This window comes from Kitasatospora putterlickiae (genome assembly GCF_039527695.1).
In the GTDB taxonomy this organism is placed as follows: Bacteria; Actinomycetota; Actinomycetes; order Streptomycetales; family Streptomycetaceae; genus Kitasatospora; species Kitasatospora putterlickiae.
Genome location: NZ_BAAAKJ010000313.1, coordinates 1,965 through 15,671, shown reverse-complemented (window position 1 = coordinate 15,671; position 13,707 = coordinate 1,965). Strand labels below are relative to the sequence as shown.

Annotated in this window: 12 protein-coding genes; 4 read left to right on the top strand and 8 right to left on the bottom strand. The window is 75.4% G+C overall.

Features of this window, described 5'->3' with window-relative positions; all coding sequences use genetic code 11:
• The 3 genes from ABD308_RS29735 to ABD308_RS29725 all read right to left on the bottom strand — a co-directional run.
• Positions 1-306: phosphotransferase (locus ABD308_RS29735; RefSeq protein WP_344341617.1), on the bottom strand; the 306-nt coding region annotated here is incomplete at its 3' end.
• Positions 307-316: 10 nt separating this feature from the next.
• Positions 317-1,309, bottom strand: coding sequence for a GlxA family transcriptional regulator (locus ABD308_RS29730; RefSeq protein ID WP_344341614.1), 993 nt, complete (start codon positions 1,307-1,309; stop codon positions 317-319).
• 99 nt (positions 1,310-1,408) lie between these two features.
• The gene (locus tag ABD308_RS29725) at positions 1,409-2,236 is read right to left on the bottom strand and encodes a S1 family peptidase (protein WP_344341611.1); all 828 of its coding nucleotides are present in this window, start codon (positions 2,234-2,236) and stop codon (positions 1,409-1,411) included.
• 160 nt (positions 2,237-2,396) lie between these two features.
• Here ABD308_RS29725 and ABD308_RS29720 point away from each other — a divergent pair, with 160 nt between their 5' ends.
• Complete coding sequence (locus tag ABD308_RS29720; RefSeq protein ID WP_344341608.1) at positions 2,397-3,401, top strand: GlxA family transcriptional regulator; 1,005 nt, start codon at positions 2,397-2,399, stop codon at positions 3,399-3,401.
• A gap of 48 nt (positions 3,402-3,449) precedes the next feature.
• On the opposite strand, the gene ABD308_RS29715 is transcribed toward ABD308_RS29720, so the two are convergent.
• Both ABD308_RS29715 and ABD308_RS29710 read right to left on the bottom strand, forming a co-directional pair.
• Positions 3,450-4,517 carry a phosphatidylinositol-specific phospholipase C domain-containing protein gene (locus ABD308_RS29715; RefSeq protein WP_344341606.1) on the bottom strand — a complete coding sequence of 356 codons (1,068 nt, stop codon included), beginning with the start codon at positions 4,515-4,517 and terminating at the stop codon, positions 3,450-3,452.
• Positions 4,518-4,700: 183 nt separating this feature from the next.
• Positions 4,701-5,606 (bottom strand): glutaminase, encoded by a 906-nt coding sequence (locus ABD308_RS29710; protein WP_344341670.1) that lies wholly within the window; start codon positions 5,604-5,606, stop codon positions 4,701-4,703.
• A gap of 306 nt (positions 5,607-5,912) precedes the next feature.
• On the opposite strand from ABD308_RS29710, the gene ABD308_RS29705 reads away from it, so the two are divergent.
• Positions 5,913-9,776, top strand: coding sequence for a tetratricopeptide repeat protein (locus ABD308_RS29705; protein WP_344341603.1), 3,864 nt, complete (start codon positions 5,913-5,915; stop codon positions 9,774-9,776).
• Positions 9,777-9,789: 13 nt separating this feature from the next.
• Here ABD308_RS29705 and ABD308_RS29700 read toward each other — a convergent pair whose 3' ends face one another.
• Positions 9,790-10,644 (bottom strand): inositol monophosphatase family protein, encoded by an 855-nt coding sequence (locus tag ABD308_RS29700; protein WP_344341600.1) that lies wholly within the window; start codon positions 10,642-10,644, stop codon positions 9,790-9,792.
• 227 nt (positions 10,645-10,871) lie between these two features.
• Between ABD308_RS29700 and ABD308_RS29695 the strand changes: the two genes are divergently transcribed.
• Positions 10,872-12,194: an NAD(P)/FAD-dependent oxidoreductase gene (locus ABD308_RS29695; protein ID WP_344341597.1), complete on the top strand. Its 1,323-nt coding sequence runs from the start codon at positions 10,872-10,874 to the stop codon at positions 12,192-12,194.
• A gap of 74 nt (positions 12,195-12,268) precedes the next feature.
• On the opposite strand, the gene ABD308_RS29690 is transcribed toward ABD308_RS29695, so the two are convergent.
• Both ABD308_RS29690 and ABD308_RS29685 read right to left on the bottom strand, forming a co-directional pair.
• Positions 12,269-12,733, bottom strand: a complete 465-nt coding sequence (locus ABD308_RS29690) for a DUF3093 family protein (RefSeq protein ID WP_344341594.1) — start codon at positions 12,731-12,733, stop codon at positions 12,269-12,271.
• Between the two features lie 58 nt (positions 12,734-12,791).
• Complete coding sequence (locus ABD308_RS29685; RefSeq protein WP_344341591.1) at positions 12,792-13,190, bottom strand: nuclear transport factor 2 family protein; 399 nt, start codon at positions 13,188-13,190, stop codon at positions 12,792-12,794.
• Between the two features lie 190 nt (positions 13,191-13,380).
• On the opposite strand from ABD308_RS29685, the gene ABD308_RS29680 reads away from it, so the two are divergent.
• Positions 13,381-13,548 (top strand): SflA family class IV lanthipeptide, encoded by a 168-nt coding sequence (locus ABD308_RS29680; RefSeq protein WP_344341588.1) that lies wholly within the window; start codon positions 13,381-13,383, stop codon positions 13,546-13,548.
• Positions 13,549-13,707 lie beyond the last annotated feature (159 nt).

Here is a 13,707-nt window from a genome sequence, read left to right as displayed (position 1 = left end):
GTACCGCCAGCCGTCGCCGTACTCCCCCGCGTCGTAGGGCTCGGGCGTCGGAACCGGCAGCCGCCCGGCGTGGTGGGCGAGCACCCGGGCCTCGGCGACGCCGTCCGCGGCGGAGGCCTTGGGGTAGAGCTTGAGCACGTGCGCGTCGCCGACCGCGTACACCGGCTGCGAGCCCCCGGCGAACCGTTCCAGGGGCAGCCCGCCCAGCCCCAGCCGGGCGCAGAGGTCCGCCGCCCCCGGACGCATGACCGCCTCGTCGGACAGGACGGTGTCCCACTGTTCGTCGGTCTCGACCAAGGGCAGCATGCCGGGGAGGTTAGGTCGTGGCCGATCGGGCGGCAAGCGGTTTTCCGCCGGGGGCGCCGGCCCGGTGGCGGGTCCGGTAGGCGCGGGGGGTGGTGCCGGTGAGGCGGGCGAAGTGCGGGCGCAGGGCGGCGGGAGACGCGAAACCGGTGCGGACTGCGATCGCCTCGACCGGTTCGTCGGTCCCTTCGAGCAGCTCCCGGGCCCGCTGGAGGCGCAGCCGGAGCAGGTAGCGCGGGGCGCTGAGGCCGGTGCGGGCCAGGAAGCGCCGGTTGAGGCTGCTGACGCTGACACCCGCGTGGGCGGCGATGTCGGCGGGGGCGAGCGGCAGGTGGAGGCTGCGCTCCAGCCACTCCAGGGTCGCGTCGAGGCCGCTGCTGTCGGCGAGGGTGCGGTCGATCACCTCGGCCACCCGTTCGGCGTGGACCGTCAGGGGGCTGAGCAGTTCCCGGCAGGTCCGGCCGGCGATCCGCTCGCCGTGGTCCTCGGCCAGCAGCCGCAGGCAGACGTCCAGCCCGCCGAACACCCCGCCGGAGGTGCGGAAGGGGCCGTCGGCGACCAGCGTGCCCCCGGGGTCGACCTCGACGCGGGGGTACCGTCGGGCGAGCTCCCCGGTGTGCCGCCAGGCCGTCGTCGCACGGCGGCCGTCCAGCAGGCCGGTGGCGGCGAGGGTGAGCACGCCGGTGCCGCAGGCGCCGATCCGGGCGCCGCGAGCGGCGGCGGCGCCGATCGCGTCGAGCAGTGCCGGCTCCGGGCGGGCGCCGTCCTCGCCGTGGGCGGGCAGCAGCAGGACGTCCGCCTCGGCCGCGTCGGCGAGGCCGTACGGGAGCACGGCGGCGGGCGCGGGCGCGCCGAGTCGGACGGCGTCGGAGCCGCCGACGGCACAGAGCCGGACGTCGTAGTCGACGCCGGGGTGCGCGCGGGCGGCGGTGTCGAAGACGAGTCCGGGCGTGGTGAGGTGGTGGCCGGGCAGGCCGTCGAGGGCGAGCACGGCGATCATGGGCATGGCGGCAGCCTAATCCGGGGGTGGGAGCGGTCAGGGGCGGGGGCCCGGCGCACCGGCGGCGCGGCGCGCCGGTGCGCGGTGCGCCGGGCAGGCGTGCGGTCAGTCGCCGTACGCCCGGAGGGTGGCCCGGATCCAGTCCGCGTAGGCGGGCACGTTGGTGTAGAGCCCGGGACCGGTGGAGCAGGTCGGGTCGGTGTCACCGTCCCCGGAGGTGGTCCCGACCAGCTCCCAGCGGCCGCCCCGGCCGTGCTGGATCTGCGGGCCGCCGGAGTCCCCGACGCAGGCCATCGCACCGGGAACCGGGCTCACCGTGCAGAGCCGGGACAGGCCGGCGCGCCCCGGCGCGCACTCGTTGACGTCGCCGATGCGGGTGTCCAGCTCCTGCAGGCGCTTGGCGAAGACGGCCTTGGTGACGTCGGTGGTGTCGGCGGTGGTGCCGAAGCCCAGCAGCCTGGTCGGCGTCCCCGGGGCACCGGCCCGGGCGGCGATCGGGATCGGCCGCTGCGGCGCGGCGCGGTCGAGGCGGACGAGCGCGAGGTCGTCCTGGTTCGCCCCGGCCGCCGCGCCCAGCGTGTAGCCGGGGTGGGTGACGGTCCGCTGGATGCCGCGCACGGTGCCGCCGCTGGTGCGCTTGTCCGAGCCGATGCGCACGACGCCGTCGGGGCGCACCAGTGAGGTGTCCACGCAGTGGGCGGCGGTGAGCACCCAGCGGGGGTGGATCAGGGCCGCGCCGCACACGCCGTCGTCGAGGCCGGCCTCGGGGGCGGTCATCGGGATCGAGGCCATGAAGGGGTAGCGCTCGGTGGCCGTCCGGCCGTTGACGATCGCCCCGGCGGGTCCGGTCAGGGTCGCGACGCAGGCCGCGGCGGCGAGGGCGACGGTGGCGGCGCGCGCCGCGTGGCGGGACCGGGAGGCGTTTCGGGACACGGGTGCTCCATTCGTTCGCGGGCGTGCGCAAGCACCCCCGGGGATGGTGGAACCGGCCGCCGGATGGCCGTTGACCTGCGGCGTCGGTACGTCCCATCCTTCGCCGCCACCCCCCGGGGCCGACAGCGGCGGCGATGTCGTCGTGAGTTAAATTCTGGACATGCCCGTGATCGCCGCCCTGCTGCTCGACGGGGTGCCCGGGCATCACGTCACCACCCCGGCCCTCTGCTTCGGCACCGCCGACCGCTGCCATCCGTGGGTCTCCTACGAGGTGCGGCTCTGCGCCGCGCCGGGGTTCCGGTCGACCGGCGGGCCGTCGTCCTTCGGCCTGGCAACGCCGTGGGGACTGGACGGCCTGGAGGGGCTGGCCGAAGCCGACACGGTCCTGGTGCCGGGCCACCCGGAGCGGCCCGGCGGTCCGCCGCCCGAGGTGGTCGGGGCGCTGCGAGCGGCCGCCGCCCGGGGGTGCCGGATCGGGGCGTTCGGCGCGGGGACGTTCACGCTGGCCGCCGCCGGTCTGCTGGACGGCCGCCGGGCCACGACCACGCCCGGGATGGCCGCCGGGCTGGCCCGGCGCCATCCCCTGATCGCGGTGGAACCGGACGGGGAGGTGGTGGCGGACGGGCCGTTCCACACCGCCGCCGGGGTGCTGGGCGGGGTCGACCTCTGTCTACGGCTGATCACCCTGGACCACGGGGGGACGGTGGCCGTCGAGACGGAGCGGCAGCTGTTCCTCGACCTGCCCGCCGACCACGGGGAGGGACCCGACGCGCCGGTGTCCGGCGCGACGGTGACCGGCGACACCCTCGGGCCCACCCTCGACTGGCTGGAGGCCCGGCTCGACCGGCCGCTGACCCTGGACGACATCGCCGCCCACGCCGGGCTCACCGTCCGGGGGCTGAGCCGCCGGTTCCGGGCGGAGACCGGTCTGCCGCCGCTGCAGTACCTGCTGCGCGTCCGGATCCAGTGGGCGCAGCGCCTGCTGGAGCGCGGCGACGAGCCGGTGGCGAGGATCGCCGCCCGCACCGGTCTGGGCACACCGGCCAATCTCCGCCACCACTTCCAGCGGTACACCGGGACGACGCCGAGCGTGTACCGGGCGGCGTTCCGGTCGATGGTGGACTCGCTGACCCGGCCGGAGGACGGTCCGGCGGAGCGGGGCTGACGCTCGCCCGGACGACCGGGCGGCTCGGGCGGGGGCCGCGCGGCCGGGTCAGCCGCGCGGCAGGACGAGGGACTGGACCTCGGGGAGCTCGCGCCAGTCGCTGGAGACGATCGTCGCGCGGGCGCGGGCGAGCTGTTCGGCGCGGGCGCGGGCCTGGTCGGCGGTGGGGTCGGTGTTGCTGATGGCGGGGGCGACGTTGTGGGCGTCGGTCATCGTCAGCAGGTAGTGGTTGGTGTCGTACCAGGTGGTGTCGACGCCGTTCACGTAGGTGGCGGCGTCGCCGTCGAAGACCACGAACCAGGGGCGGATCGAGGTCTCGCCGTACCGGGTGCGCGGGTCCCCGCTCGCCGCGCCGAGCACGGTGGGGAACATCCGGGCCTCGCCGATCCGGCCGGCGGCGGCCAGGTCGCGCAGATGCCGCCCGTACTCGACGTCGGTGTGCAGGGTGTCGAACGGGTTGTCCAGCTCGACGGTGCCGGGGATCACGTACACCAGCGCGCGGCCGGCCAGCGCCGACCTGGTCGGCCAGTTGCCGGCGCGGACGGCGTCGTCGAGGGTCGGGTAGGAGCCGCCGCCCGGCTTGGCGAGCACCTCGGCCGGGCGCAGCGCGGCGGAGCCGAGGTGGGCGGCGATCAGCGCGTCGAGCCGGGCGGGGCCCATGCCGAGGCTCCCGGAGAAGCCCGGCTTGAGCTCCAGCTTGATCACCAGCGGCCCGGCGCCGGGGTGGGCGCCGAGCCAGATCCGCACGTCGTCCAGGCAGGCGTCCAGGTTCTTGTCGGCGCTGCCGGAGTAGAGCTGGGCGGGCGTGGTGGCGCTGACGCAGTTGTTGGTGTTGCCGAGCGGGTTGGAGTGGCTGACCTTCCACTCCTTGGTGATGACGTTCGGCCAGGCGTCCAGTTCGATCATCCCGGTGCCGGTGTCCAGGCCCTGGGCGAGGTAGCCGAAGGCGGCCGGGTCGTAGGTGTTGTGCAGGCCGACGGTGGTCGCGGAGGCGAACGGGAGCCCGCCCGGGGTGGCGCCGGCGGCGGCCCGCGCGGTGCCGCCGGGCAGGGTGGCGGCGGCCGCGACGAGCAGGCCGGCGGTGAGGGTGCCGATGAGGGTGCGGCGGACGGTCACGGTGTCAGTCCCCTGGTCAGTGCGCCTGCTGGTCGGCGCGCCTTCGGCGGTGGCTTCCGCCGGTGCAGAGCATGACCCGGCCGGCCGTCGGCCCGGTGAAAAGGACATAACAAGTTCGTGACCGTCAGCTTCCGTCCCGTCACCGGCCGGAGCCGCCCTTACGGCGGCCCGCCCCCCGCGCCGTCAGAACACGGACCAGCCGGTGGCCGTCGTCAGGGCGTCCAGGGCGGCGACGCCGAGCACCGAGTTGCCCGCGGCGTCCAGGCCCGGGCTCCAGGCGCAGACCGCGCCCCGGCCGGGCAGGACCGCGAGCACGCCGCCGCCCACCCCGCTCTTGCCGGGCAGGCCCACCCGGTAGGCGAACTCGCCTGCCGCGTCATAGGTGCCGCAGGTGAGCAGCACGGCGTTGATCCGCTTGGCCTCGCTGCGCGACAGCAGGCGCGAGCCGTCGGCCCGCAGACCGTGGCGGGCGAGGAAGAGGCCGGCCAGCGCCAGGTCGCGGCAGTCGGCCTCGATCGCGCAGTGCGCGTAGTAGTGGGCGAGCACGTCCTCGACCGGGTTGCGCAGGTTGCCGTAGCCCGCCATGAAGTGCGCCATCGCCGCGTTGCGGTGGCCGTGCTCGGCCTCGGAGGCGGCCACCGCGCGGTTCACGTCGACGGCCGGGTCGCCGGACTCCGCGCGCAGCAGGTCCAGGACGGCGCCGGCCGCGTCGCCGGTGAGCTCCAGCAGGCGGTCCGTCACCACGAGGGCGCCGGCGTTGATGAAGGGGTTGCGCGGGATGCCGTGCTCGGTCTCCAGCTGGACCAGCGAGTTGAACGGGTTGCCGGAGGGCTCGCGGCCCACGCCGCTCCACAGGGCGTCCCCGCCCTCGGCGAGCGCCAGGGCGAGGGTGAACAGCTTGGACACCGACTGGATGGAGAACGGCCGCCGCCAGTCCCCCGCGCCGAGGACCCGGCCGTCCACGGTGGCGATCGCCATGCCGAAGGCCGTCGGGTCGGCCTCGGCGAGTGCCGGGATGTAGTCGGCGACCCGGCCGCGCAGCGGCGAGCGCACGGCCGCCGCCATGGCGTCGCGCACCAGTGCGTTCAGGTCGTCCGTATCGTCCCTGTCGTGCGTGTGGTCGGTGTGGTCGGTGTGTCGCGTGTCGTGCGTGTTGTTCACCGCGCCATTGTCCTCGCCGCCGGCCCGCGGCGGGCGGGTGGCGGGCCGAACGGTTCCGGTGGAACGCTCGGCCCCGTTCCGATTCGCTCGTCCGTGCGGCTTTGACGGATCGTTACCCCGAACGCCGCACCCGGAGGTCCGGTCCCGGTGGCGACGCCGCTACCCTGTGCTCCGCAGCGGAACGGCCGCCCGGCCGCCCCGCTCTCGCTGGGGGCGATTGTGGTCGAACGTCTGGTGCTGGATCTCCACGCCGACGGCCGGATGTCCGTGACGGAGTGGCCGCCGGGAGCAGGGGTCCCGGCTCCCTCCGTCGACGCCGGATGGCTGCGCAGGCCCCTGGACGACTCGGCCCTGGAGAACCTGCGCTGGTACCTGGAGGACTACCTCCGGACCCCGTTCGGGGCCTACGGCGAACGCGGCCCGCACCTCGCCCGCCAGCTCCCCGGCTGGGGCGCGCGGCTCCTCTCCGCGCTGCTCGGCGACGGCCCCGGCCGCACCGCCTACCTCCGGGCGCGGGCCCGGGCCCGGGTCCGCGGCGCCGCGCTGGAACTCGTGCTGCGTTCGGACTCCGCGCCGCTGCTCGCCCTGCCCTGGGAGCTGATGACGGATCCGGGGCACCCGGTGCCGCCGGTGCTCGACGACGTCCTGGTGACCCGCTGCCCGTCGGCCGCCGATCCCTTCGACGCCGTCACCGAGGCGGGCGGTTCCCGGCTGCGGGTGCTGCTGGTGGTCACCCCGCCGGACGGCGCCGGTGCGCGCACGACGGCCCTCCCCCTGCTGCGGCGACTCGGACCGGGCCGCGACGCGGTCGAACTCCAGGTGCTGCGCCCGCCGACGCTCGCCGGCCTCGGCGAGACGCTGCGCGAGGCCCGGGAGCGGGGCCGGCCGTTCCAGATCGTGCACTTCGACGGGCCCGGCGCACTCCCCGAGCGGTCCGCCCCGGGACACGACCTCCACGGCGGGCTGCTGTTCGAGCGGCCGGACGGCGGCGCGGAACCGGTGCCGGTCCAGCGTGTCGCCCGGCTGCTGGCCGCGGCCGGGGTCCCGCTGGTGGTCCTGAGCACCGGCCGCTCGGCGAACCCGGCCGGAGAACCCGAGGCCGCGGCGGCCCTGCGGCTGCTGGAGGAGGGCGCCGCCGCCGTGCTCGCCCTGCCGTACGGCCTGTCCGGGGAGGCCGCCGCCGGGTTCCTGGCCACGGTCTACGAACGGCTGCGCCTCGGTGACCGCATCGCGTCGGCGGTGGCGGCCGGCCGCCGGCGGCTCGCCGAACAGGATCAGCGCGTCTCCCCCAAGGGCCCGCTGCCGCTGGCCGACTGGACGGTCCCGGCCCTCTACCGCCGCAGCGAACTCGCGTTCCCCGGCCTGCGGGACGAACGGACCGAGCGGGCCGTCCGGCAGCCCGTCCGGCAGCCCGTCCGGTCGGACGGCCCACCGGCCCCGGCCGCCGACTCCCCGGCCGCCCGGGGCGGCCTGGACGGCCTGGAGGGCCTCGCCCCCGTCGGGGAGTTCGTCGGGCGGGACGGGCTGCTGCTCGACCTGGACGCGGCGGCCCGGCTGCACCGCGTGGTGGTCCTGCACGGCCCCGCGGGCGTCGGCAAGACCGAGCTGGCCAAGGCCTTCGGCCGGTGGTGGCGGGACACCGGCGCGGTGGACGGACCGGAGTCCGTGGTCCTGCACTCCTTCGCCCCGGGGCCGGCCTCGTTCGCCCTGGCCGGGGTGGTCGACCGGATCGGCCACCGACTGTTCGACGCCGAGGAGTTCGACCCGCTCACACCGGCCGGGCGCCGGAAGGCCGTGGAGGAGGCGCTCGACGCCGGGGAGGTGCTGCTGATCTGGGACGGCGTCGAGTCCCCGCGCACGGGGCACGGCCCGGCCGGTGCCACGCCCGCCCCGAGCGAGGAGGAGCGCGCCGAACTCCTGGCCTTCCTCGACCGCGTGACCGGGCGCGGTCGGGGCGCGGTGGTGCTCACCAGCCGGACCCCGGAGGACTGGCTGGGCCCCGGCCCGCTGCGGATCGAGGTGCCGGGCCTGGCGCCGGACGAGGCCGTCGCGTACGCCGACCGGCTGCTCGCCACCGACCCGGACACCGTCCGCAAGCGCGGGCTGCGGGTGTTCGGGCAGCTGCTGGAGTGGCCGGACGGGCACCCGTTGACCCTGCGGCTGGTCCTGTCCTCGCTCGACGCCCACGAACCGTGGCACACCCTGGACACCCTGGCCCGGTCCGCGGCCGGCGCGGAGCCGCGGACGGCGGACGCGGCGTTCACGGCCGCCGCCGCCCACACGCTGGCCCTGCTCCCCGCCGCCGACCGGCGGGCGCTGGCGGCCGTCACGCTCTTCCACGGAACCGTCGACGCCACCGTGCTCGCCCTGCTCTCCCGCCAGCCGCTCGCCCCCGAGCGCTTCCGGGAGCGCGGCACCGAGGACTGGCGGCGGCTGCTGGAACGGGCGGCCGGCCTCGGCCTGCTCACGGCCGTGAACGGCACCGCCTACCGGATCCACCCGGCGATCGCGGCCGTCCTCACCGACCGGTGGCGCGCGGAGGAGCCGGAGTTCACCAAGCGGCACGCGGCCGCGGTGCGGGCGCTGCTCGGTGCCCAGGTCGACTTCTGCCTGCTGCTCAGCCGCGAACTGCTCGGCGGAAGCGCCGAGTTCGCCCTGACCGCACTGGACCTCCAGCGGCGGACCATCGGCGCGCTGCTCGACCGCGCCGTCGAGGACGGCCACTGGCCGCAGGCCCGGGCGCTCGTCCGGCCGCTCCACGCCTACTGGAGCGCCCACGGCCTGGAGACCGAGGCACGCGGCTGGACCGAGCGGGTACGGACCGCCGTGGAGGGTCCCGAGGGCGCCCCGCCGGGGGCCGACACCCCGGCCGGCGCGCTCTGGCTGTCCGTGGTCGGCGCCGAGGCCCGGCGCCTGCTGCGGGCGGGCCGCACGGAGGAGGCCGAACGGGCGCTGCGGGAGATCCACCACGCCGTCGACCAGCGGGAACCGGACGCCGACCAGCTCGACGACCTCGCGGACGGCTACCAGCAACTCGGCCGGATCGCGGTGGACCGGGGCGGGTTCGCCGAGGCCGAGCGGTGGTACCTGCACGGGCTCGCCCTCCTGGAGCGGCTCGGCGACGCCCACGGCGTCGCGATCGGCCACCACCAGCTGGCGGTGATCGCCCACCGGCTCGACCGGCCGGACGACGCCGAGCGGCGCACCCGGACGGCGCTCGACGCCTTCGAGCGCCTCGGCGAGTCCCAGCGGGCGGCGGTCTGCCGGCACCAGCTCGGCGTCCTCGCCCAGGAACAGGGCGGCTTCGAGGAGGCCTACCTCTGGTTCGGGCGCGCGCTGGCCTCCGCCGACCGGTCGGCCGACCTGCCCTTCGCGACGGACCTCCGCCACCGGCTGGCCGCCGTCGCCGCCGAACTGGGGCGCCTCGCCGCGGCCGAGAAGTGGTGCGAGGAGGCGCTGGCCCTCGCCGAGGAGTCCGGCAGCCTGCCCGACACCGCGCGCGGCTACCACCGGCTGGGCGTCCTTGCGACGGCCCAGGAGCGGTTCGAGCAGGCCGAGTCCTGGCACCTGAAGGCGCTGGGGATCCGGCAGGACCTCGGCGACCGGCACGGTACGGCCGCCAGCCAGCACCAGCTGGGCGTCGTCGCCGCCGGGCTCGGCGACCTGGCCGGGGCCGAGGCCTGGTACGCGCGGGCGCTGGCGCTCCGGGAGGAGCTGGGCGACCAGGCGGGGGTCTCGGTCGGACACCACCAGCTCGGGCTGGCCGCCCAGAACGGGGGCCGGCCGGCGGACGCCGAGGCCCGCTACCGCAAGGCGCTGGACGTCTCGCACCGGATCGGCGACACCCCGGGGCTGGCGCGGACGTTCGGCCAGTTCGGGCTGTTCGCGGCGGAGCAGGGCCGCCCGCGCGAGGCGATGGAGTGGCTGGTCCGCAGCATCACCTGCTTCGAGGAGTTCCCGCATCCCATGACCTGGCCGAGCGTGGTCAAACTCGGCCTCCTGGCGCGCGACCTCGGGCCACGGGCCGTCGAGCGCGCCTGGCGCTCGGTCACCGGCCGCCGCCTGCCGGACGCCGTGCGGGACCACGTCGGCGGCTGACCGGCCGCCGGCGTCAGCCGGGCCCCTCCCCGAGGAGGACGCGGCGGATCCGGGCGAGGGTCCGCGCGTCGCGGGCCGTGATGAACGGCAGGGCGTTGCCGCCGGCGAGGCGGAAGGGCGTGCCGGCGAGCGTGGCGTGGGCACCGCCCGCCTCGGCGACCAGGAGCAGACCGGCCGCGTGGTCCCAGGCGTTCTCCCAGCCGAACACGGTCGCGTCCAGGGTGCCGCGGGCGATCGCCAGGTACTCCAGCCCGGCCGAGCCCGCGCACGGGCGCGTCCGCAGGACCTCGGCGCCCGCGTCCTCCGTCCGCAGGCGGAGCAGCGCGCGCTTCGTCGCGGGGGTGGTGTGGTGCGGATAGGAGGCGGCGATCTCCAGCGGTGCGCCCTCGGCCGGCGAGCCCGCGTGGAGCGGGACGCCGTCCAGGCGGGCGCCGCCGCCCCGGAGGGCCGTCGCCATCTGGTCGCGGACCGGGGCGTACGTCCAGGAGGCCAGCAGCTCGCCGTGGTGCGCGAGGGCGACCAGGGTGCAGAACCCCTCGTCGCCGCGGACGAAGGTGCGGGTGCCGTCGATCGGGTCGACGATCCAGACCGGGCGGTCGCCGGCCAGTTCCGCGTACCGGCCCGGGTCGGCGGCGACGCCCTCCTCCCCCACCACGACCGAGCCGGGGAGCAGCGCCGTCAGGGCCGCCGTCAGATGCGCCTCGGCGCCACGGTCGGCGACGGTCACCAGGTCGTGGGGGCCGTTCTTCTCGGCCACCTGGTCGGCGGTCAGCGCGCGGAAGCGCGGCATGATCTCGTCGGCCGAGGCCCGCCGGACCGCCTCCTCCACCGCACCCAGGCAGTCCGCGGCGAATCGTTCCTCGATCATCCGTCCATCACACCACAGCTTCGCCGCCGCGGTTTCCCGACCGAACAGCCGGACGGTTCGGCAGGCCTGACACGCCCTCGTCCGCCATCCCGGCCCACCCGGCGCGAGGGCGTGGCGCACAGTGGAGGTGCGCATACGCACCATAGGATTCGGTCCACTCGATTCCGCCCGGGTGAAGCGCACGCACCGCCCCGGTCGGGACCCCGCCGTCCGCAAGGAGGAGCGTCATGCCGAAGCCCACCGCCACGATCACGGTGAACGCCAAGGACAAGAAGGTCGAACGGATCAAGCGGTTCCTCGAACTCAGCGACTACGAGGTCAAGGTGATCGTCGATCCGAAGGCCACGGACACCCTGGTGACGGTCGGCACGACTCCGCTCAAGAACCCCACGCTGGCGCAGATCGCGGCCGCGCTGGACCTGTTGCTCCCCAGGAAGCGTTCGGCGTACGACCTCGTCGTGATCGGAGGAGGCCCGGCCGGTCTGGCCGCGGCGATCAACGCCCGCAGCCTCTACGACCTCACCACGCTCGTCATCGAGCAGTACGCCCCCGGCGGAACGGCCGCCACGGCGGTCAACCAGATCGACAACTACCTCGGGTTCGACGAGGGGATCGCCGCCGAGGACCTGTGCCATCGGGCCGTCCTCCAGGCGAAGAAGTTCGGGGCCGAGTGGCTTCCGAGCTACAGCGTGTCGGCCTTCAAGCCCAGTGACGACCCGAAGACCACGAAGCACGAGATCACCGCGACCAACCCGGACGACCCCAACGCGCCCGTGTCGGTGACCGCCTCACTGGTCCTGCTCGCCACCGGTCTCGTCCCGCGCAAGCTCACCCAGCCCACCGCCGCCGCCTTCGAGGACGAGGGCGTCTACTACTACGCCCTGCCCGCGGACGCGGAGGGCGTGACGGCGAAGGACACGATCCTGGTGATCGGCGGCGGCGACTCGGCCGGACGGGCCGCGCTCATGTTCTCCGCCAAGGGCGCGAAGGTCGTCATGCTGATCCGCAAGACCTTGACCACCGACATGCTCAAGGTGATCTCCGACCAGATCACGGCCGACAAGAACATCACCGTCGTGGAAGGGACCGAGGCCAAGGAGTTCAAGGCCGCCACCGGCCCGAACGCGAAGCTGACGGTCACCACCACCAAGAGCGCGTCGTACACCGTCGCCGCCGTCTACGCCCTCATCAGCGCCGACCCCCGGACCAAGTGGATCGAGGACGCGGGCATCACCGTCGTCCGCAAGGACCCGGCCGACCCGGCCGGCCTCGTCGCCACCGGCCTGGACATCTTCTACGACGACATCAGGAACGGGACGTTCGACAGCAAGAAGCACGCGAACGAGCTCAAGCACCTGACCGACATGGGCACCAACAAGCCCGGCGTCTTCGCGGCCGGCGACGTCCGCTTCCGTGCCGAACGCCGCATCGCCACCGCCGCCGGCGAGGGCACGGAGGCCGCCCTGTCCATGCACAACTTCCTGAAGGCCAACCCCAAGGTCCTCGACGCCGAGGTGGGCCGGGCGGCCCCCGCCTACTACCTGGCCTGACCCCCGGCCCTCGTTCGGGAGGTGTCCCCGGGGGCGCCTCCCGCCGAGGGCCGGCGTTGCGCGCGCCGGAATCGTCAGACCCGCCCGACGGCGCAGTGGTCGCGGGCTTCGGCCAGGGCGGCGGCGAGGGCCTCGGGGCGGCGGGTGGAGAGGTAGACGTAGGGGCAGAGCAGGGAGGGTTCGGCGACCTCGACGCGGACCGCGCGCGGGAGGTAGCCGCGGATGAGCAGGCGGGCCCGGGGGCCGGCCAGCCGGGTGCGCCAGGCGAAGGCGGCGTCCTGGCCGAGGACCTCGACCGCGCCGACGTGTTCACCGCGCAGCACGACGGGTCCGGCCACCAGGACGCCGTCGCAGACCCGGATCCGCACCGCGCCGTAGCCGTTCAGCGCCGGGGCCACGAGCGCCAGCAGCAGGGCGCCGCAGGCCAGGGCCGGCAGCGGGCCGAGCGGGAGCAGCGCGGCCGCGAGCGCGCCGGCGGCCGTCAGGGCCGCCAGCCACCAGTGCGGCGGGACGGAGAGTCGTTCGTCGTAGATCACCACATCCCGGATGCTGCCACGCCGCGGGCCGCTCCCCGCACCCGGGCCGCCCGGGCGCGGCTCAGGCCTTGTCGCACCAGGAGAAGGCGGCGATCCGCCAGCCCTCGGGAGTGCGGACGAACTGGAAGGTCTTCGTCCCGTCGACCGCGAACCTCCGGCCGTCGAGGGTCCCGCGCTTGCGGTACTCGCCGATGCGCGAGGCGACGTCGCCCGCGATCTCGGTCCGTTCGGAGGTCTCCCACTCCGAGAAGCCGGTCAGCCGCCCTTCGCTCAGCAGCCGTTCGCGCGGCTCGATGAACTCCTCGACGGTGTAGACCGTGAAGGCGGGGGCGGTGCAGACGATCACTCCCTGCGGAAGCATCAGCCGCCGGAGCCGGGCCACGTCGGCGGCCGTGCCGCCGCGGTTGTCGAACGCGCCGAAGAACTCTGCGGTCAGCCGGTCGATCTCGGTCTTGGACATGGGCCCGACGGTAGCACCGGGGACGGAACCGGTCCGCTGTTCGATGAAATGTCACACCGTCAAGCGGCCCGACGGCCCCGGGTGTTCCGCGGGTGACGATGTCGCGCCCCTATGGTGAACGCCGGGGGCTGGCTAGCATGAACATGCCGTCGAACAGGAATCCGCCGACCCTCAACGGGAGGAGCCCATCATGAGCGCACAGGTCCTGGAGATCCGCGACGCCGGCCTGCTGGACATCGACGAGGAGAACATCGCCTTCGAGGACGAGTTCGACGCGGACCTCGCCCCGGTGGCGTGTCTCGACGACCCGTGGGTGACCTACGTCCCCACCCGCTTCGAGTGCGGGTTCAACTCCTGACCACCACCGGGCGGTCCGAGTAGGGAGGTGACCGCCGGGCGGGCGAACGCGCGGCGGTCACGATCGCGGGAGGGTGGCACAGCGATGACGCCGGCGGCACCGCCGGGCCGGGAGCCCGGCCCCGGAACGGCCGAGGACCTGCGGTCCCGGATCGCGGCC